This is a genomic window from Streptomyces sp. NPDC030143, assembly GCF_055573695.1.
In genome coordinates this window covers 163,364-182,413 of sequence record NZ_JBVIAY010000002.1, presented here as the reverse complement: position 1 = coordinate 182,413, position 19,050 = coordinate 163,364, and the positions used below count along the sequence as shown (strand labels likewise).

At 73.3% G+C, this 19,050-nt stretch carries 17 protein-coding genes and 1 pseudogene; 7 read left to right on the top strand and 11 right to left on the bottom strand.

The features are described from left to right. Positions 1 to 11: 11 nt before the first annotated feature. From ACZ4YY_RS03955 to ACZ4YY_RS03945, 3 genes are read left to right on the top strand one after another with little or no spacing between them, the layout of a single operon-like run. Positions 12 to 800: an ABC transporter ATP-binding protein gene (locus ACZ4YY_RS03955; protein WP_468283555.1), complete on the top strand. Its 789-nt coding sequence runs from the start codon at positions 12 to 14 to the stop codon at positions 798 to 800. Then, entirely contained in the window at positions 787 to 1,692 is a 906-nt protein-coding gene (locus ACZ4YY_RS03950; RefSeq protein ID WP_468283553.1) for an ABC transporter permease, read from the top strand. Before ACZ4YY_RS03955 ends, ACZ4YY_RS03950 begins: the two co-directional genes overlap by 14 nt. A gap of 6 nt (positions 1,693 to 1,698) precedes the next feature. Further along, the gene (locus ACZ4YY_RS03945; protein WP_468283551.1) at positions 1,699 to 2,451 is read left to right on the top strand and encodes a sirohydrochlorin chelatase; all 753 of its coding nucleotides are present in this window, start codon (positions 1,699 to 1,701) and stop codon (positions 2,449 to 2,451) included. Positions 2,452 to 2,481: 30 nt separating this feature from the next. Here ACZ4YY_RS03945 and ACZ4YY_RS03940 read toward each other — a convergent pair whose 3' ends face one another. Next, positions 2,482 to 3,465: a helix-turn-helix domain-containing protein gene (locus tag ACZ4YY_RS03940; protein WP_468283549.1), complete on the bottom strand. Its 984-nt coding sequence runs from the start codon at positions 3,463 to 3,465 to the stop codon at positions 2,482 to 2,484. 55 nt (positions 3,466 to 3,520) lie between these two features. Between ACZ4YY_RS03940 and ACZ4YY_RS03935 the strand changes: the two genes are divergently transcribed. Next, positions 3,521 to 4,789, top strand: coding sequence for an MFS transporter (locus ACZ4YY_RS03935; protein WP_468283547.1), 1,269 nt, complete (start codon positions 3,521 to 3,523; stop codon positions 4,787 to 4,789). 246 nt (positions 4,790 to 5,035) lie between these two features. Here ACZ4YY_RS03935 and ACZ4YY_RS03930 read toward each other — a convergent pair whose 3' ends face one another. Continuing rightward, entirely contained in the window at positions 5,036 to 5,659 is a 624-nt protein-coding gene (locus ACZ4YY_RS03930) for a TIGR03086 family metal-binding protein (protein ID WP_468283545.1), read from the bottom strand. A gap of 10 nt (positions 5,660 to 5,669) precedes the next feature. Next, positions 5,670 to 6,707 carry a ketopantoate reductase family protein gene (locus tag ACZ4YY_RS03925; protein ID WP_468283543.1) on the bottom strand — a complete coding sequence of 346 codons (1,038 nt, stop codon included), beginning with the start codon at positions 6,705 to 6,707 and terminating at the stop codon, positions 5,670 to 5,672. A 41-nt stretch (positions 6,708 to 6,748) separates the two neighbouring features. On the opposite strand from ACZ4YY_RS03925, the gene ACZ4YY_RS03920 reads away from it, so the two are divergent. Continuing rightward, a complete protein-coding gene (locus ACZ4YY_RS03920) occupies positions 6,749 to 7,618 on the top strand; it encodes an aldo/keto reductase (protein ID WP_468283541.1) in 870 nt (289 codons plus the stop codon). Here ACZ4YY_RS03920 and ACZ4YY_RS03915 read toward each other — a convergent pair. Continuing rightward, on the bottom strand, positions 7,590 to 8,138 hold the full coding sequence (locus ACZ4YY_RS03915) for a DUF1697 domain-containing protein (RefSeq protein ID WP_468283539.1): 549 nt from the start codon (positions 8,136 to 8,138) through the stop codon (positions 7,590 to 7,592). The two genes, ACZ4YY_RS03920 and ACZ4YY_RS03915, sit on opposite strands and share 29 nt — an antisense overlap. A gap of 244 nt (positions 8,139 to 8,382) precedes the next feature. On the opposite strand from ACZ4YY_RS03915, the gene ACZ4YY_RS03910 reads away from it, so the two are divergent. Further along, positions 8,383 to 10,623: an MMPL family transporter gene (locus ACZ4YY_RS03910; RefSeq protein ID WP_468283537.1), complete on the top strand. Its 2,241-nt coding sequence runs from the start codon at positions 8,383 to 8,385 to the stop codon at positions 10,621 to 10,623. A gap of 131 nt (positions 10,624 to 10,754) precedes the next feature. On the opposite strand, the pseudogene mgt reads toward ACZ4YY_RS03910, so the two are convergent. The 4 genes and pseudogenes from mgt to ACZ4YY_RS03890 all read right to left on the bottom strand — a co-directional run bounded on the left by mgt (position 10,755) and on the right by ACZ4YY_RS03890 (position 15,101). After that, positions 10,755 to 12,015, bottom strand: a pseudogene (mgt, locus tag ACZ4YY_RS03905) (macrolide-inactivating glycosyltransferase). A 46-nt stretch (positions 12,016 to 12,061) separates the two neighbouring features. Next, positions 12,062 to 13,339, bottom strand: coding sequence for an ABC transporter substrate-binding protein (locus ACZ4YY_RS03900; protein WP_468283535.1), 1,278 nt, complete (start codon positions 13,337 to 13,339; stop codon positions 12,062 to 12,064). Continuing rightward, a complete protein-coding gene (locus ACZ4YY_RS03895; protein ID WP_468283533.1) occupies positions 13,339 to 14,172 on the bottom strand; it encodes a carbohydrate ABC transporter permease in 834 nt (277 codons plus the stop codon). Before ACZ4YY_RS03895 ends, ACZ4YY_RS03900 begins: the two co-directional genes overlap by 1 nt. After that, positions 14,169 to 15,101, bottom strand: a complete 933-nt coding sequence (locus tag ACZ4YY_RS03890; protein ID WP_468284340.1) for a carbohydrate ABC transporter permease — start codon at positions 15,099 to 15,101, stop codon at positions 14,169 to 14,171. The genes ACZ4YY_RS03895 and ACZ4YY_RS03890 overlap by 4 nt, the downstream gene beginning before the upstream one ends. A 186-nt stretch (positions 15,102 to 15,287) precedes the next feature. Here ACZ4YY_RS03890 and ACZ4YY_RS03885 point away from each other — a divergent pair, with 186 nt between their 5' ends. Next, positions 15,288 to 16,151: a phosphotransferase enzyme family protein gene (locus ACZ4YY_RS03885; RefSeq protein WP_468283531.1), complete on the top strand. Its 864-nt coding sequence runs from the start codon at positions 15,288 to 15,290 to the stop codon at positions 16,149 to 16,151. A 220-nt stretch (positions 16,152 to 16,371) separates the two neighbouring features. Here ACZ4YY_RS03885 and ACZ4YY_RS03880 read toward each other — a convergent pair whose 3' ends face one another. From ACZ4YY_RS03880 to ACZ4YY_RS03870, 3 genes are all read right to left on the bottom strand, one after another. After that, positions 16,372 to 16,698 carry a TetR-like C-terminal domain-containing protein gene (locus ACZ4YY_RS03880; RefSeq protein ID WP_468283529.1) on the bottom strand — a complete coding sequence of 109 codons (327 nt, stop codon included), beginning with the start codon at positions 16,696 to 16,698 and terminating at the stop codon, positions 16,372 to 16,374. Between the two features lie 59 nt (positions 16,699 to 16,757). Further along, positions 16,758 to 17,483, bottom strand: coding sequence for an exonuclease domain-containing protein (locus tag ACZ4YY_RS03875; protein WP_468283527.1), 726 nt, complete (start codon positions 17,481 to 17,483; stop codon positions 16,758 to 16,760). A gap of 118 nt (positions 17,484 to 17,601) precedes the next feature. Continuing rightward, positions 17,602 to 18,870 carry an SAV2148 family HEPN domain-containing protein gene (locus tag ACZ4YY_RS03870; protein ID WP_468284338.1) on the bottom strand — a complete coding sequence of 423 codons (1,269 nt, stop codon included), beginning with the start codon at positions 18,868 to 18,870 and terminating at the stop codon, positions 17,602 to 17,604. Positions 18,871 to 19,050: the final 180 nt, after the last annotated feature.

The following is a 19,050-nucleotide window of genomic DNA, read 5'->3' as shown; positions in this document are numbered from 1 at the left end:
AGGTGACGACCATGGCAACCGCCCTCGCCAAGGCCGACGACGCCACCGCGTCGGCCGAGTACGCCGCCCGTATCGAGCACGTCTCGAAGACCTTCCCCGGGCCCGCCGGGCAGCAGCTCGTCCTGGACGACATCACGCTCGATGTCGCGCCGGGCGAGTTCGTCACCCTCCTGGGGGCCTCGGGCTGTGGCAAGTCCACGCTGCTGAACCTGGTGGCGGGGCTCGACGACCCCACCGCGGGCAGCATCACCACCGACGGGCGTCCCGCTCTGATGTTCCAGGAGCACGCCCTGTTCCCGTGGCTGACCGCGGGCAAGAACATCGAACTCGCCCTGAAACTGGGGGGAGTCGCGAAGAACGACCGGCGCGGGCGCGCCGAGGAGCTGCTCGAGCTGGTACGGCTGAAGGGCTCGTACGGCAAGCGGGTGCACGAGCTGTCCGGCGGTATGCGCCAGCGTGTGGCACTGGCTCGGGCGCTCGCCCAGGACGCCCGGCTGCTGCTGATGGACGAGCCGTTCGCGGCGCTCGACGCCATCACCCGGGACGTGCTGCACGACGAGCTGACCCGGATCTGGGAGGAGACCGGCCTGTCGGTCCTGTTCGTCACGCACAACGTGCGGGAGGCGGTGCGGCTCGCGCAGCGCGTCGTCCTGCTGTCCTCGCGGCCGGGCCGGATCGCCCGTGAGTGGGAGGTCGGCATTCCGCAGCCGCGTCGGATCGAGGACGCGCCCGTGGCCGAACTGTCCCTGGAGATCACCGAAGTCCTGCGTGGGGAGATCCGCCGTCATGGCCAGCATTGACACGAAGCCGCAGGACGCCTCTTCGTCGGGCAGGAACGAGCTCGCGGGTGTCGAGGCCGGTCTCGACGCGCTCGAGACGACCGTCACGGCCGGGACGTCCTTCCGGCAGACCTTCACCCGGAAGATCTTCCCGCCGATCGTGGCGATCGCGGTGGTCCTGGTGGTCTGGCAGTCGCTGATCTCCTTCGGCGTCGTCGACGACCCGACCAAGCTGCCCTCGCCGTCCGACGTGGGGGACGAGTTCCGGCAGGCCTGGCTGGAGGGCAAGCTCCTCGAGTACATCTGGACCAGCGTCTCGCGCGGTCTGCTGGGCTTCCTGATGGCGCTGGCCATCGGCACCCCGCTGGGTCTGATCGTGGCCCGGGTGAAGTTCGTGCGGGCGGCGATCGGCCCGATCCTGTCCGGTCTGCAGTCGCTGCCGTCGGTGGCGTGGGTGCCGCCGGCGGTGATCTGGCTGGGCCTGAACAACTCGATGATGTACGCGGTGATCCTGCTGGGCGCCGTCCCGTCCATCGCCAACGGTCTGGTCTCCGGCATCGACCAGGTGCCGCCGCTGTTCCTGCGGGCGGGCCGCACGATGGGCGCGACGGGTCTGAAGGGCGCCCGGTACATCGTGCTGCCGGCCGCGCTGCCCGGATACCTGGCGGGTCTGAAGCAGGGCTGGGCGTTCTCCTGGCGGTCGCTGATGGCCGCGGAGATCATCGCCTCCTCGCCCGATCTGGGCATCGGTCTGGGCGCGCTGCTGGAGAACGGCCGCAACGCCAGCTCCATGTCCATGGTGTTCGAGGCGATCGTCCTCATCCTGTTCGTCGGCATCGCCATCGATCTGCTGATCTTCAGCCCGCTGGAGCGGCGTGTGCTGCGCGGGCGCGGTCTGCTGGTGAAGAGCTGACGTCCGGTGCACAGCGAGCCCGTCCTCCTCGTCATCGCCCACGGCAGCCGTGACCCGCGGCATGCCGCGACCGTTCACGCCCTCGTCCGGCGGGTGCGGTCGCTGCGGCCGGGGCTGCGCGTGGAGACGGGCTTCCTGGACTTCAACGTCCCTTCCGTGCAGGGGGTGCTGGAGTCGCTGGCGGCGGAGGGCGTGCGGGACGTCGTGGCGCTCCCGCTGCTGCTGACCCGCGCGTTCCACGCGAAGGCGGACATCCCGGCGGTCCTGCGGAACGCGCCCCGACGGCTGCGGATCCGTCAGGCGGAGGTGCTGGGCCCGTCCCCGCTGCTGCTGTCGGCCCTGGAACGCCGACTGTACGAGGCGGGGCTGACGCCCGCCGACAGGTCCTCGACCGGGGTCGTCCTGGCCTCGGCGGGGTCCACCGACCCGGAGGCGATCGCAGTGATCGCTGATACCGCGCGGGAGTGGCGGCACACCGGTTGGTGCGCCGTGCGGCCTGCGTTCGCCTCCGCCGGTTCTCCCGCGGGGTTCGCGCGCACGCAGGACGTGGTGCGCGAGCTGCGCGCGCTGGGCTGTGCGACGGTGGCGGTCGCCCCGTACGTCCTGGCCCCCGGCTTCCTCCCGGACCGCATCGCCCGCGGTGCCGCCGAGGCGGACGTCCTCGCCGACGTCCTCGGCCCGGCGCCGGAGGTGGCCCGGGTGCTGCTGGAGCGGTACGACGGGGCGCGGAGACCGGTGCTCGCCGCCGTGGGCGCGTAGGTACCGTCGTCCCGGCCCGGCCCCCGCCGGCTATCGGCACAACGCGTCGCCGAGCGCGGTGCGGGCGTACCGGACCACCCGGCCGCTGCGGGTGCGGGTGAGCAGGCCGCCGTCGTAGAGGACCGCCAGGTGCTGGCTGACGGCACCCGGGGTGACGCGCAGACGGTGGGCGAGTTCGGTGGTGGAGGCCGGTTCCGCCAGCAGGAGCAGCAGCCGGGCGCGAGGGCGGCCGAGGAGTCGGGCGAGGGCGTCGTCGGTGACCGGCGGCGGTGTCTCGGAGAGGGTGGCCCGGCCGCGCGCCGGATACATGAGCACGGGCGGCCGTGAGGGGTCGATGAGGGGCTGGGCGCCCCGGGCGAAGAGGGTCGGCAGCAGCACCATGCCGCGGCCGGCGATGCTGACGTCGGCCCAGGGGGCCTGCACGTTGAAGTCCCGGGTGGACAGCCGCAGGCGGCTGCCGGTCCAGGTGAGCCGTCGGTCGAGGCCGGGCAGCAGCGCGCCCGCGCCCTGCTCGGCCAGCACACGTCCCCGGTGGGCGAGGTCGGCCTCCAGGATGCTCTGCGCCCGCGGCCACCAGTCCGCGGCCAGACAGGTGTGCCAGTAGGCGTCGACGCCGTCCGCGATCCTCGCGAGGAACGCGCCGGGGTCGGCGAGTCCCCGCGCCACGACGGGCGGCAGGGCGCTCTCGGTCCGGTAGGCGGCGCGGAAGTCGGCGACGACCACGTCGAGCGGGGTGGCGCGCACCCGGTCCAGTTGCTCGGCGAAGGCGGGGCGGGCGCGGTCGGGGCGCGGGGTGAGGAAGTCCGGGACCCACAGCCAGGGCGTGACCAGGGCGGTGAGCAGCTCGTGGTCGAGGGCGTCCAGGCGGGGGCGGATGCGCCGCAGCCAGGGGCGGTGGTGGGGGTAGCGGGCGGGGTCGTGCAGGGAGCGCAGGGAGAAGACCGCCTCCTGGAGCGGGGAGTACGCGAAGGAGGTGGTGGCGAGGTCGCCGACGGCGAAGCGGATCTCGATCATTCAGTGCCAGGCTAAATCAATGCCCGTGGGCTCCTGCCCCCGGTTGGCTGTCAGCATGACCACGACACCCACGGCGGGGCCGGTCACGCGCGCCTCCGGTCTGCTGCCCGCCGATCCCGTGCTGCGCCGCGCGTCGCTGCTGACGCTTCTCAACTCCTTCGGCAACGGACTCTACTTCCCCCTCGGCGTCCTGTACTTCACCCGGATCGTCGGCCTGGACGCGACCTCCGTCGGGCTGGGGATGACGGCGGCGGGGCTGGCCGGGGTGGCGGCGGGGGTGCCCGCGGGCCGGGCGGCGGACCGGTGGGGCGCGCGGCGCGTGGCGTCGCTGTTGTGGGCGGGCACGGGGTTCGCGACGGCCGGGTACGTGCTGGTCCAGTCGTACGCGGGGTTCCTCGTGGCGGTGGTGTGCGCGACGGGGCTGCAGATGGCCTCGCGCGGGGTGCAGGGCGCGCTGTACGCGGACGTGCTGCCCGCGGCGACCCGGGTGGAGGCGCGGGCGTATCTGCGGATGGTGACGAACGTCGGCATGGGCGTGGGCGGGGCGTTCGGGGCGATCGCCCTCCAACTGGACACCCGGGGCGCGTACGTGACGGTCATCGTGCTGAACGCGCTGTCGTTCGCGGGCCCCGCCCTGATGATCCCGGGCCTGCCCCTGGCCCGGCACGCCGTGGATCGCCACCCGCTCGCCGTCGGCGGTCCGGCCGGCGACCGGTGGCGGGCGGTGCGCGACCTGCCGTTCCTCGGGGTGACCGTGCTGAACGCCGTGCTGGTCGTGCAGTACACGCTCGCCGAGGTGGGTCTCCCGCTGTGGATCGTGGAGCGGACCGAGGCGCCGCGCTGGACGGCGGCCCTGCTGATGATCGTGAACTGCGCGCTGGTCGCGCTGCTCCAGGTGCCGGTGGCCCGCCGCTTCTCCAAGGTGCCCCAGGCCGTAGTGGCGATGAGGCTGTCCGGTCTGCTGCTCGCCGTCGCTTGCGCGGTGTACGCCCTCTCGGCGGGCCTGTCCCCGGTGTGGGCGGTCCTCGCCCTGACCGCCGGTGCCGTCGTGAACGTCCTCGCCGAGGTGCTGTCCGCGGCCGGCGGCTGGACCCTCGGCTACGCCCTCGCCGACGCCCGCGCCCACGGCGTCTACCAGGGTGTCTTCGGCGCGGGCATGTCGGCGGGGATGATGGCGGGCCCGGCGCTGGTCACGCTCACCGCGATCCGGCACGGCACGGTGGGCTGGGCGGTGCTCGGGGTGCTCTTCGCGGTGGCGGGGCTGGCGATGGGGCCGGTGGTGCGGCGGGCGGGGCGGGACGCATGGCGGGGCGAGGAGGACTGAGCGAGGGGAGGCCGTCCGGGGCGCCGCCCGGTCAGGGGCGGGCGACGCGATCGCCGCCGGGCCGCACGCACGCCTGCCCGGCGCCGATCCGCGCCACCCGTGGCGGATCACGGCTCGTTCAGCGGCCCGTCCGGGCTGGTCCTTCGACGGCCTCCCCGGGCTGCTCGTCCAACAGCCTGCCTCGGACTGCTCGTTCAGCGGCCGGCCGCGGACTGCTCGATCAGCGGCCCGCCCCGGGCTGCTCTGTCAGCGGCCCGCCCCGGGGCTACTCGTTCGACGGTCCGCCCGGGCGGCCAGGTGGGGGTTCCTTCCGCTCGTCGCCAGGGCCCGCGCGAACACCGGGGCGTCCGGCGGGACCGGGACCGGTTCGGCGAAGCCGTCGTAGCGGCGGTAGAGCTCGGCGTGGCGTTCGACCACGTCGAGGACGAAGCGGGCGGCGTCCTCGGGGACGTGGAAGGTCTGGCCGGTGGCGACGGCCACGTCCCAGCCGTGCACCGCCGTCTCCTTGACGATCATCGCGGCCACATCGGCGGCGGGCAGGGCCACGGAGCCGAGGTCGATCTCGCCCTCCCAGACGGCCGGGTCCGCCCAGGCGGCGACGGCGCGGTCGAGCCGGGCCGCGTAGGCGTCGGGCCAGTCGGGGTCGGAGGTGAAGTCGCGGGCGGTCAGGTCCTCCGGGAGCGGCCGGCGCAGGGCGCGGTGCTCCAGACCGTGGGAGGTGTAGAGGACCCAGTGGTTGACCAGGGTGCGGACGTCCCATCCCGGGCAGTGGGTCGGTTCGCCCAGCCGGGCCGCAGGGACGCCGCGCGCCACGCGCGCCGCCTCGGCGGCGCATGCGGACATGTGCCGGTGGATCTCGTCGTGCTTCATGCCCCTCACGCTAGTGACGGGCGTCCCCGGTCTCTTGAACAAACGCGACAGCCTCGTCGGCCAGGCGGATCAGTTCCGGCAGCGGCAGCGAGCCGGGGGCCCGGTGCTCACGCGCGAAGGTGTTCGCGAGGCGTTGCAGCAGGTCGTTGAGCGGGGTCGGCACGCCGTGGAGGCGGCCGAGCAGGGCGATCTCCCCGTTGAGGTAGTCCGCCTCGATGCTGCCGGCGCCGCGGCTGAGGGACTGCCAGGAGGAGCCGCCGCCGAGCGCGGTGCCGTCGAGCGGCACCAGGGTGACCTTGTCGCCCCGGACGGCCCGCTGTTCCTCGGTGCTGGTCCAGGCGATGCCGGCGGCCCGCAGCACCTTCTCCCCCTCGGCGCGCACCCGGGCGTTCAGCGCGACGGCCGCGTCGGAGTCGACCGGTCCGCTCAGTGCCTCCAGGGCGTTGGCCAGGTTGGACAGCAGCTTGGCGTACTGCCAGCGCGCCACGTCCGGCACGACCGGCGCCTCGAAGTGGGCCTGCTCCAGGTCGGCGGCGACACGGCGGGCGGTGTCGTCGGTGCCGTGCGGATGGCGGCCGACGTGCAGGATGCCGGTCAGCGGGGCGCCGGCGGCGACGACGACGCCGGGTTCGACGTGGGTGGAGGGCAGCCAGACGCAGACGCCGTAGACGTGCCGGAAGCGGCGCAGGGCCAGGCGCTGGCTCTCCACCCCGTTCTGTGCGCACACCAGCGGCAGCCGCTCGGCGGCCGTTCCCCCGCCGTCGACGGGGGCGGCGCCCCAGGCCCGGAGGGCCGCCTCGCTGTCCTGGGTCTTGACGGCGAGGACGAGGACGTCGTCGGCGCGCAGGGTGCCGAGCGCGTCCGGTCCGTCGACGACGGGCAGCCGGTGGGTCAGCTCGCCCTCGGGCACCCGCAGCCGCAGCCCGCCCTCGGTGAGCGCCGCGTGGTGGGCGCCGCGCGCGACCAGGACGACCTCCCGTCCCGCCTGTGCCAGCCGCCCGCCGATCGTGCCGCCGACGGCCCCTGCTCCGATGATGATGTAGCGCATGGGACGAGCCTCGCACAGGGGCTGTCGGTACGCTCCGTCTCATGGTCGAACAATCCTTCGCGGTGGGCGGCGAGTTCACGGTCCGCCGGCTCGGTCTCGGCACCGCCCAGCTCACCGGGCCCGGCTACTGGGGGCCGCGCGGCGACCGCCGGGACGCCGTCGCGGTGCTGCGGCGGGCGGTGGAACGCGGCGTCACCCTGATCGACACGGCCGACAACTACGGTCCCTCGCTCGCGGAGGAACTCCTCGCCGAGGCCCTGCACCCGTATCCGCCGGAGCTGCTGATCGCCACGAAGGGCGGGGTCGTGCGGACCAGCGACAGCGCCTGGCACGTCGACGGCCGGCCGGAGCGGCTGCGCGCGATGTGCGAGGCGAGTCTGCGGCGGCTGCGCCTGGACACCATCGGCCTGTACCAGCTGCACCGGCTCGACCCGGCCGTCCCGCTGGCCGACCAGCTCGGGGCGCTCGACGCATTGCGGGCCGAGGGCAAGATCCGGCACATCGGCCTGGACACGGTCACCGCCGAACAGCTCGCGGCGGCCACGGAGTTGACGCGGATCGCGTCCGTCCAGAACCGCTACAACGTCCTCGACCGGGCCGGCGAGCCGCTGCTGGAGCTGTGCGAGGCCCGCCGGATCGCCTTCCTGCCCTGGTTCCCGCTGGGCAACGGGACGCTCACGGCCGACCCGGTGTGCGCGTCGGTCGCCGCCGAGCACGGCGCGACCCCGGCGCAGATCGCCCTGGCCTGGCTGCTGCACCGCTCCCCCGTGCTGTGCCCGACGCCCGGCACCGGCACCCCGGCCCATCTGGAGGAGAACCTGGACGCCGCCGCCGTACGGCTGTCGGAGCGGGAGCGGGAGCGGCTGGACGCCGCGGGGCGGGTCAGTCCTCGGTCAACTCCACCAGCTTGACGACGGTGTTCCAGTTCCGGGTCGTCGCGATCACGCCCCTGGTGACGCGCGGCTTCGACAGCTGTTCGGCGAGCTTGGAGCGGCCGAGGCCCTCGGGGGCGTACAGGTACAGCGCGCGGTCGCCGAGGCGGAACTCCTCGGGGCGGTGGGCCGCCCGGTCGATCCCGGCGAAGCGTTCGGGCGTGACGGGCGCGGAGAAGTAGGTGACGTGGAGCTGTCTGGCCTCCAGGTCGGCGGCCGGGAAGGGGCAGGCCTCGGCGACCGCCTTCAGATAGGCGTGGTCGCGCACGATCACGTCGACCGCGAAGCCGAACTGCTTCTCGACGGCCCGGGCCAGTTCCTCGGCGAGGCCGCTCTCGTCGCCGTGGTCGCTGGAGAAGACGGCCTGGCCGCTCTGGAGGTAGGTGCGGACGCCCGCGAGTCCGAGGCCCTCCATCAGGGTGCGCAGGGCGGCCATGGGGACCTTCCTGCGGCCGCCCACGTTGATGCCGCGCAGCAGTGCCGCATACGTCGTCGTCATCGGGCCACCCTACGGCGGGCGGGGTGTGCGGGCGGGGCACCCTGATCACCGTCCCCGAGACCCCCCGATAGATGTAAGGGGCCCTTGTCCTCCCCAGCGGTGAGTCGGCGGGGTCCGTGGGGAGTAGCCGGGCGGCCGGTACTTCACCGGGGAGCACGACGAGACGGCTTTATCCGGCCCCTACCTTCGAAGTGGAAGGTGACGGCAGGGGGCCGCCACCGCTCTTCAAGGGGGCAAGCCCGTCATGGGGAAAGATTCACGGGTGCGGGGCATCGCCGCGCGGGCCGGCGGCTGGAGCGCCCGGCACCGATGGGCGGCCGTGGGCATCTGGGTGCTGTTCGTCGTCCTGGCCATGGGGCTCGGCTCGGCCGCGGGCCGCGTCGACGTCAAGGACAGCGACCAGCTCAAGGGGGAGACGCACACCGCCGCAAAGATCATCGAGGACGCCGGGATCGAGGAGCCCGCGAGCGAGACGGTCCTCGTCCAGGCGAAGGGCGGCGGGCTGAAGGCCACGGACGCCGAGTTCCGCAAGGCCGTCGAGGCGGTCGTCACGGCCGTCGAGGCCACCGGCGAGGTCACGGACGTCGCCTCGCCGTACGACACGCAGACCATCTCCGAGGACGGCCGCAGCGCGCTGGTGCAGTTCGACATGCGCGGCGAGTCCGACACGGCGGGCGAACGGGTGGAGCCGGTCCTCGAGGCCGTCGAGGGGGTGCAGAAGGAGCACGGGTCGCTGCGGATCGAGGAGATCGGCGGCGCCAGCATGATGAAGACGTTCGACGACGCGTTCGGGGACGACTTCCAGAAGGCCGAGTACTCCGCGGTGCCGGTGGCCCTCGGCATTCTGCTCATCGCCTTCGGCGCGCTGGTCGCGGCGCTGCTGCCGGTACTGCTGGCGATCACCGCGATCATCGCGACGACGGGCCTGATGGGCGTCGTCAGCCATGTGATGCCGATGACGGACGCCGCGAACTCCGTGATGCTGCTGGTCGGTCTGGCCGTCGGCGTCGACTACTGCCTGTTCTACCTGCGCCGCGAGCGCGAGGAGCGGGAGGCCGGCCGGGACGCGCAGACGGCCCTCAGGATCGCCGCCGCGACCAGCGGCCGCGCGATCGTCGTCTCCGGTGTCACGGTGTGCGTGGCGATGGCGGGCATGCTGTTCACCGGGCTCGCCGAGTTCGAGGCGATGGGTCTGGCCTCGCTGATGGTGGTGGCCGTGGCCATGGTCGGCTCCGTGACCGTGCTGCCCGCGCTGCTCTCGCTGCTCGGCGAGCGGGTCGAGAAGGGCCGGCTCCCGTTCCTGAAGCGCCGCACCGCCGGCAACAGCGGCAGCCGGTTCTGGTCGGCGGTCCTGAAGGGCGTCCTCGCCAAGCCCGTCGTCTCCGTCGTCGTCGCGACCGGCGCTCTGCTCGCCATCGCGGCGCCCGCGCTCGGCATGAAGACGCAGAACCTCACCCTGGACCAGGAGTTCGGTGACTCGCTGCCCATCGTCCAGACCTACAACCGGCTCAACGAGGCCTTCCCGGGTGGCTCCGACCCGGCCGAGGTGGTCGTCAAGGCGAAGGACATCAACGCGCCCGAGGTGAAGTCCGCGCTCGCCGAATTCCGTGAGCGGGCGATCAGTTCGGGCGCCTCGCGCGGCCCGGTCGAGATCAAGCTGCACGACACGCAGAACCTCGCCTACGTGTACGTCCCGCTGGTCGGCGGCTCCGACCTGGACAAGGCCGGTGAGAGCCTGGACAAGCTGCGCGACGAGGTGCGGCCCGCCACGCTCGGCAAGGTCGACGGCGTCGAGGCGCCGATCACCGGTCAGGTCGCCGGGTCGAAGGACTTCAACGACCAGCTGGCCGGAGCGGTCGTCCCGGTCTTCGCCTTCGTCGTCGTCTTCGCCTTCGTGCTGATGCTGCTGTCGTTCCGCTCGCTGACGGTCGCGATCACCTCGATCGTGCTCAACCTGCTGTCGGTGGGCGCCGCGTACGGCATCCTCGTGGGGGTCTTCCAGCACGGCTGGGGCGCCTCGCTGGTGGGTGCGGAGGGCGTCGGCGCCATCATCACCTGGCTGCCGCTGTTCCTCTTCGTGATCCTGTTCGGTCTGTCGATGGACTACCACGTGTTCGTCGTCTCCCGGATCCGCGAGGCACGGATGCGGGGCCGGACGACGAAGGACGCGATCACACACGGCGTGGTCACCACGGCGGGTGTCGTCACCAGCGCCGCCGTGATCATGGTCGCCGTGTTCGCGATCTTCGGGACGCTGTCCATGCAGTCCATGAAGCAGATGGGCGTGGGCCTGGCGGCGGCGGTGCTGATCGACGCGACGATCATCCGGGGTGTGCTGCTCCCGGCGGTCATGGCGCTGCTCGGCGAGCGCAACTGGTACCTGCCGAAGTGGCTGCACCGGCTGCCCGACCTCACCCACGACGAGTCGCCGCAGGCGTACACGACGACGACGCGGGACGACGAGGGCGAGCCCTTGAAGGTCTGACCCGCGCGAGGTGAGGGCCCGTCGGCTTCGGGGGAGGCCGACGGGCCCTGTCGCGTTCCCCTTCAGGGGTCCTTGCACTGTGCCCGCCCGGTCGGGCCGCGTGGCCCGGGCGGGCATGGTGCGAGGATCCCTCAGGCCCGGCGCGCGGAGAGTTCCGCCTCGATGAGGTCGGCCGCCCGCCGGGTGCCGCCCTCGTGGGCCATGGCGGCCTGGATCTCCCCCAGCCGGCGGGCGACCTCCGGGTCGTCGACCAGGGCCAGGGCGGTGGCCCGCAGTGTCCCGGCGGTGGCCTCCTCGGTGGGGACGTGCCGGGCGACGCCGAGCGACTGGAGAACGTCCGCGTTGCCGAACTGGTCCGCGGCCTGCGGTACGGCGATCATCGGGGTGGCCGTGGCCAGCCCCTCCTGACTTCCGCCGGCGCCGGCGTGGGTGACGAACAGGTCGGCCTGCCGCAGGATCGCCAGCTGGGGCACCCACGTCCGCACCTCCACGCCGGCGGGGACCTCGCCCAGCTCCGCCGGGTCCACGTGCCCGCCGATCTGGAGCACGAGGTGCCAGCCGGGCAGGGTGGCGAAGGCCTCGACGCAGGCGCGGTAGAAGTCCGGCTGCTTGGTGAAGGCCGAGCCGAGCGAGACGAGGACGACCTTGTCGGCGTCGGCGGGGCGCGTCCAGTCGCCCTCGGCGGTGCGGTCGCCCTGGCAGGCGCCGACGAACGAGTACACACGCTCGTCGACCCGGTCGGCGTTCGGCTGGAGCGCCTTCGGTATGAGGACGAGGGAGCGGGCGGGCCGGCCGGCGAACGGGTCGGGGTGCTCGGTGATGCCGTTCTCCGCGAGCCAGGCCTCGAAGCGGGCGTAGTAGGCCTGCCCGCGTTCGGTCTTCTTCGGCTCGGCCCACATCGGTTCGGCGACCTCCTCCTCGTAGCCCTCCCAGGCGACGAGGTTCGGTGAGAGGGAGACCGCGGGCACGCCCCAGCGGTGGGCGAGGACGCGGGCCGGATAGGAGGCGATGTCGTGCAGGACGAGGTCGGGCTCGTCGCCGTCGTAGGCCTCGGTCAACTGGGGCAGCGCCTGGATGGCGTCCTCCAGGAACGGCTCGACGTTGTCGAGGAGGGTGGTGCCCCACGCCGAGGGGTCGGCGTCGGGGCCGGGCAGCGTGGAGTTCCACGGCTTGACCTCGGCGCCGGTCGCGGCGACCTTGTCGGCGAGGGCGGGCGGGACGGCGTAGGTGACCCGGTGCCCGCGCGCGACGAGTTCGCGGATCACCTCGAGGCTGGGGTTCACATGCCCGTGGGCGGCGATGGAGAACATGGCGATGTGCGCGGGAGCGGTCATGCCTCCGACCGTAGGCGAGACGATACGTCTCGTGCAACTGGTTGAGGGGTCCCTGCACGATGAGCGCCGGAGCTGTGCCGCGCGCAGCCCGGGCGCGCGGCACGTCAGCGCTGGTAGCGGGCCAGGACCAGGTTGCCGTCCTTCTCCAGGCGGTCGCGGAGCGCGTCGAGGTCGATCGCGCCGCTGTAGTACTCCTGGAACGCCGGGGTCGCCACCTTGTCCTTCCACTCGGGGTAGCCGCGGACCGACTGGGCGGGCGCCGGGCGCAGGTGGGCGGCCAGTGCGGTGCCGGTGGCCCAGTCGTCCTCCGTCGTGCGCAGGGCGGGGTCCGCGAGGGCGGTCGTGCCGGTGGGCAGCATCCAGTCGCCCCGCGCCAGCCGGACCATGTTGGGCGGCCGCAGCAGGAAGTCGATGAAGGCGGCGGCCTCCTTGCGGTGCGGGCTGTCCGCGGCGACGGACAGCGTCTGCGGGCTGACGCCCTGGGTGAGGCCGTCGGCGCCGGCCGGGGCGGGCAGCACCTGCCAGTCGAAGCCCTCGGGGGCCTGCTGGGCGATCTGCTGACGGTAGGAGAAGCCGAGCGGGACCATGGCGTAGCGGCCGGCGAAGAACCCGGGCAGGGTGTCCGAGCCGCCGCTGCCGAGCAGTGAGCCCGGCGCGCTGCGGTCCGCGCCGACCTGGTCGCGGACCGTGCGGGGCACCACCTCGTCGCCCGCCTCGAAACGGACGGTGACCTTCCCGTCCGCGTCCCGGTGGAAGAGCTGTCCGCCGGCCGACAGGGAGAGGTTCAGGGTGGCGGAGACGGGGTCCTTCAGCGGCCAGGCCACGCCGTACTTCCCGCCACCGCTGAGCTGCCGGGTGATCCGCCGGAACTCCTCCCAGCTCCAGGGTCGTTCGGGGGTCGGCACGCGGACACCCGACGTCCTCAGCCAGGTGGCGTTGGCGATCAGGACGCGCGGCTCCTGGAGGAAGGGCACACCGTAGACACCGTCGCCGAAGGTCACCGCGTCCCAGCTGCGCTGCGGGATGTCCGCCGTGAGCCGTTCGGGCAGCAGGCCGCTCAGGTCGGCGAGGTAGCCGCCGTGGGCGAAGTCGGCGAGGTCGTCGGAGGCGTCGTGGATGACGTCGGGGGCCTCACCGCCCTCGAAGGACGTCAGGAGCTGGTCGTGGACGCTGTCCCAGCTGCCCTGGACGTACTCGACGCGGACGTCGGGGTGGCTCGCGTTCCACTCGGCCACCAGTTCCTTGTTGACCTCGACGGACTCCTCCTGCCAGGCCAGGGACTGGAAGCGCAGGGTGATCGGGCCGGTGCCGGAGCCGCCGCCGCCCGTGCAGCCGGCGAGGAGGAGGGCCAGGACGAGGAGGACGCTCCCGCGCGTGCGCATCAGCTCTTCACCGCCCCGGCGAGCATGCCGCTGGTGATCCGGCGCTGGATGACCGCGAAGACGACCAGGGAGGGAAGGGTGGCGAGGAAGGCGGCGGCCGCCAGCGGACCGAGGTCGGCGACGCCCTCCGCGCCGATGAAGTGGGTGAGGACGACCGGCAGGGTCTGCTTCTCCGGCGTCTTCAGCAGCACCAGCGCGAAGAAGAACTCGTTCCACGCGGTGATGAACGCGAACAGTCCCGTCGCCACCAGCCCCGGCGCGAGCAGCGGCGCGGTCACCGACACCAGCGTCCTCAGCCGCCCGGCTCCGTCCACGGCCGCCGCCTCCTCCAACTCCACGGGCACCGCCCGGACGTATCCGACGAGCATCCACAGCGCGAACGGCAGCGCCCACACGACGTAGACCAGGACCAGTCCGCCCAGGGTGTTGATCAGCCGCAGGTTCTTCAGCACCAGGAACAGCGGGATGATCACCAGCACGAGCGGAAAGGCCTGGCTGACCACCACCCAGCCGCTCGCCGCCCGGGTGAGGGGACCGCGGTGCCGGGCGAGCACGTAGGCCAGCGGGGTCGCGATCAGCACGGCGACCAGCGCGGCACCGGCGGCGGCCAGCAGCGAGTTGCCCGCGGCGCGCAGCAGCGGCTGCTCGTCGAAGGCCTGCCGGAAGTTGTCGAGGGTGGGGTCCTCGGGGATCCAGGAGGGATGCAGACCGCCCAGCTCGCGTGGGGACTTGAAGGCCGTGGAGACCAGCCAGAGGAAGGGGAAGGCGAGGAAGACGAGATAGCCGACCAGGGCGAGGTACTGGCCGGCGCGGCCCGCCGCGGACGTCCTCATGTCTCCTCCCCCGCCCGGAGCCGGCCCACCAGGAACAGGGCGAGAAACACCGAGACCACCGCCACCATCACGCATCCCATCGCCGCCGCGTACCCGAACTGCCCGTAGCGGAAGGCCTCCTCGTAGGCGAAGAGCATCGGCAGCCGGGTGCGGCCGCCGGGTCCGCCGCTGGTCAGGACGTAGACCAGGGCGAAACTGTTGACGTTCCAGATGAAGTTGAGGGCGGTGATCGCGAGGGCGACGGGCCGCAGCGCGGGCCAGGTCACCGTGCGGAAGCGGCGCCAGGCGCCCGCCCCGTCGACCGCGGCGGCCTCGTGCAGTTCGCGCGGCGTGTTCTGCAGTCCGGCGAGCAGCGCGACCGTCGTCTGCGGCATGCCCGCCCACACACCGACGACGATCACGGCGGGCAGCGCGGTGGCGAGACCGCCGAGCCAGTCCCGTCCGTCACCCAGGCCCACGTCGCGCAGGGTCTCGTTGAGGACGCCGGCGTCCGGGGCGTACACCAGCCGCCACATGATGCCGACGACCACCTCGGGCATCGCCCAGGGGACGATCGCGAGTGCGCGGGCGAGCCAGCGCAGCCGTAACTCCTGGTCGAGCAGCAGGGCCAGGCCGAGGGCGAGCAGGAACTGCGGGACGGTCACCCCGACCGCCCACACCAGGCCGATGCGGAACGACTCCCAGAACAGCGTGTCGTGCCACAGGTCCTGGAAGTTGAGGCCGCCGATCCACTGCGTGGGCTCGGTCCGGCCGGACTGGGCGTCGGTGAACGCCAGCAGGATCCCGTACAGCAGCGGGCCGACGCTCAGCAGCAGGATCGGCAGCAGCGCGGGCAGCACGAGGAACCACGCTCCGTGGCCGGCGGCCCGCCGCGACGGCGGGCCGCTGCCGGTGGCCGGGCGGCGGCCCGTCCCTGTCCCCTCGGTCAGCACGGACACGAAGCGATCCCCCTTCCCGCTGCGGTGACGGGCCCCGCCATGGTCGTGAAGCCGGGATACGCCGTCAAGGCACCACGCGACACGGTCCGACCTGTGCGAATGCGAGACTGGCCGTCGGATGGCCGGATCCCGACGCCCTCGGAGGGGACCCGGCGGACGAGGACACGGAGGCGGACGATGGACGAGGCACGGGCGCGGGACGTACTGGCCGCGGCAGGCGTGCTGCCCGGACCGGCGCCGGACGCGCGGCTCCTCGCCCTGGGCGAGAACGCCGTCTTCGCCGCCGGGGACCTGGTGGTGAAGGTGGGGCGGGACGCCGAACTCCTCGACCGGGCCCGGCGCGAGCTGGACATCGCGGCATGGCTGGCCGAGGCGGGCGTCCCCGCCGTACGGGCAGCCGAGCCGAAGGCGCTGCTGGTGGAGGGGCATCCGGTGACGGTGTGGCACCGGCTGCCCGAGGCGGTGCGGCCGGCCGAGCCGCGGGATCTGGCCGAACTGCTGCGCGTCGTGCACGCCTTGCCCTCCCCTTCCTTCGCCCTGCCGCCGCGCGACCTGCTGGCCGGTGTGGAGCGCTGGCTGCGCCTCGCGGGCGACGCCATCGACCCGGAGGACGCGGCGTATCTGCGGCAGCGGCGCGACGGCTTCGCGGCGGCGGCCGCCGCGCTCACCCCGCACCTCGCGCCCGGCCCGATCCACGGCGACGCGCTGCCCCGCAACGTCCACGTCGGCCCGGACGGTCCGGTCCTGGTCGATCTGGAGACGTTCTCGGCCGATCTGCGCGAGCACGACCTGGTCGTGATGGCGCTCTCCCGCGACCGCTACGGGCTGCCCTCCGAGGCCTACGACTCCTTCACCGAGGCGTACGGCTGGGACGTACGGCGGTGGGCGGGCTGTCCGGTCCTGCGCGGCGCCCGCGAGACGGCGAGCTGCGCCTGGGTCGCCCAGCACGCCCCGGCCGACCCGAAGGCGCTGACCGAGTTCCGGCGCCGGGTGGCGTCACTGCGGGACGGGGACGAGACGGTGCGCTGGTATCCCTTCTGAGGGGGTGTGCCGCAGCCGCGCCGGAGGGGCGACGAGTTGGGATCCCGGAGCCGTGGCCGTCCGCACCGCCGCCCGTTCGGCTCGGCTCGGCTTCAGGAGGGGCTCCGGTCTTGAGGGCAGGGGCCGGGCGGGGTGAGGCAGACACCACGGGCGGCGCGAGGCTGTCCCCCAGCCGGTCGGTGAAGCGATGGCGGGTCGGCCCCCCGTGCCGGGCCCGCGGTCACCCGGCTGACGACGCGCCCGCGCGCGGCGGCCAGTGCGACCGCACCGCCCGCTCTGCGGTCGCCTCGTCGACCGGCTCGCCGGTGAACACGAGCCGGAAGTGGATCGGTGCGGCGAGAGTCTTGAGGAGTGTGGCAGGGTCCGTGCCCGCGGGTGGTTCGCCGCGCTCGACGGCTCGGGTGACAACGGGTTCCGCCCGCCGGAACCGGTCGTCGAAGAGCGCGTGCTCGACTTCGGCGAGCCGGGGGAGGCGTACGGCGGCCGAGAGGACGGCCGTCAGCAGGGCCCGCCTGCTCGCGTGGTCATGGTGGCGGCGAGGGAGCATTTACCCCTTCTGAGCCGGAGTGCGCGTCCTCCCCCGCTCCGGCGGACGCGTCCGGCCCTCTACGGCCGGCGGCTCTCCGTCAGTTCGCGCAGCGGCCAGGTGCCGTCGACCACCGCCTGCGCGTCGCCCTTGCGGCGCAGGAAGTCCTGGAAGTCCGCCGCCCAGGCGGCGTACCACTCGATCTGGCGGCGGTGCAGCTCGGCCGGGCCGAGGCCGGCGACCTTGGGGTGGCGGTCGGCTATCGCACCGGCGAGGCGGGCCGCCGCGAGGGCGTCGGCCGAGGCGTCGTGCGCCGCGTCCAGGGCGACGCCGTACTCGGCGCAGACCGCTTCCAGGTTGCGCTTGCCACGGCGGTAGCGGTCGGCCCAGCGGTCGATGGTGTACGGGTCGACGACCGGGGCCGGATCGAGGCCGCCGAGGCGCTCGCGCAGCGAGGGCAGGCCGTAACGGCGCAGTTCGGCGGAGAGCAGGGTGAGGTCGAAGGAGGCGTTGTAGGCGACGACCGGGACGCCCGTCCTCCAGTAGCCCACGAGGACGTCGGCGATCGCGTTCGCGACGCGGTCGGCGGGGGCGCCCTCGGCGGCCGCCCGCTCGTTGCTGATCCCGTGCACCGCGACCGCGTCGGCCGGTATCTCCACGCCCGGGTCCGCCAGCCACTCCCGGCGCCCCCGCACCTGCCCGTCCCTGACCTCGATCACGGCGCCCGTGACGATGCGCGCCTCGCGCGGGTCCGTCCCGGTCGTCTCCAGGTCGAAGCCGATGAGCAGCTCGCGGTGCCAGGCCATGGTGGCCCCCCTTCTTGGTGGTGCTTCCCCCAGTGGTCTCCACCTTCGCATGCGCCACTGACAATCAGAGGACCGCGTTCCGCTTGTCGGCGGCCACCCCGAGGAAAGACCGGACAGTTCAGGACACTGGTCGCGAATCCGCCCAGGCCAGCTCGAACTCCTCGCGGTAGGCGGCGAAAAGCCCGCCTTCGTCCACCTCGCCCGACTTGACCACCCGGCTGCCGTTGCGCAGGACCAGCACCGGCGCCTCCATGCCGCGCATGCGTCGCAGATAGGACTGGACGACCGCGATGCCGTCGGTGCCGTCTCCGTCGACGAGGTAGGCGGTGAAGCGGGGCGTCTCGTCGTACACCTGGATCTGGAAGGCGCCGGGGTCGCGCAGCCGGGAGCGGACCCGGCGCATGTGCAGGATGTTCATCTCCACGGACCTGCTCAACTCGCCGCGCTTCATGCCGAGTTCGCGCTCGCGGCGCTTGACGGCGCTGGAGGCCGGGTTGAGGAACAGCAGCCGCACCCGGGCGCCCGCCTCGGCGAGGCGGACCAGACGGCGGCCGGAGAAGTTCTGCACGAGCAGGTTGAGGCCGATGCCGATGGCGTCGAGGCGGCGGGCGCCGTCGAACATGTCCTCGGCGGGGAACCGGCGCAGCAGCCGCACCCGGTCGGAGTGGACGGCGACCACGTCGGCGTAGCGGTCGCCGACGAGGTCCTCGACGGCGTCGACGGGCAGCCGGCGCGCGGAGGGCACGTCGCCGCCCGTGCCGAGCATCTCCAGCAGCCGCGCGGAGGCGCGTTCGGCCTGGTTCAGGACGGCTTCGGACAGCGCACGGTTGCGGGAGACGACGTTGCGCGTCACCTCCAGCTCGTCCAGGGCGAGTTCGACGTCGCGCCGGTCGTCGAGGTACGGCTCGAAGCACGGCCAGTGCTGCACCATCAGCTCGCGCAGCTGGGGCAGCGTGAGGAACGAGATCACGTTGTCGTCGGCCGGGTCGAGCAGGTAGCCCTTGCGGCGGCTGACTTCGCGTACGGCGACCGCGCGCTGCACCCACTCCTGTCCGGCGGGGCCGGCCGCTGCGACCACCCAGTCGTCGCCGTGCACGGGTTCGTAGATCGGCCGCAGCACGGCGGCCACCACGGCGCGCAGCCGCTGTTCGACGAGGTTCAGCCAGATGTAGGCGCGGCCGGCGCGCTGGGCGCGGGTGCGCACCTCGCGCCAGGCGTCGGCGCCCCAGTCCAGCTCAGGCCCGATGGCACCCTCCATCGGCCGGGCCAGGGACACCGTGCCGGGCGGGACGTCCGTGGAGGAGCCTCCCTCGTGACCGTCTTCACCAGGGGGCAGTTCCAGCCCTCCCGAACCCACCCGCGCACCGCCTTCCGCTCCCCCGAGCATCCCCGTCCCAACGATCAAGGAAGGGTACTCCGGGAGCGGCGGGCGGTGCAGCCGGATGGGCAGGTCGTTTCTCAACTGTCGGTGGGTGCACGGCCGTTCCAGCCGGGCGGGGCCGGCGGAGTGAGCGGATTCATAGCGGTGACGTCCCTCGCGGGCGGTCGGAACCCCTGCCGGTGGGCC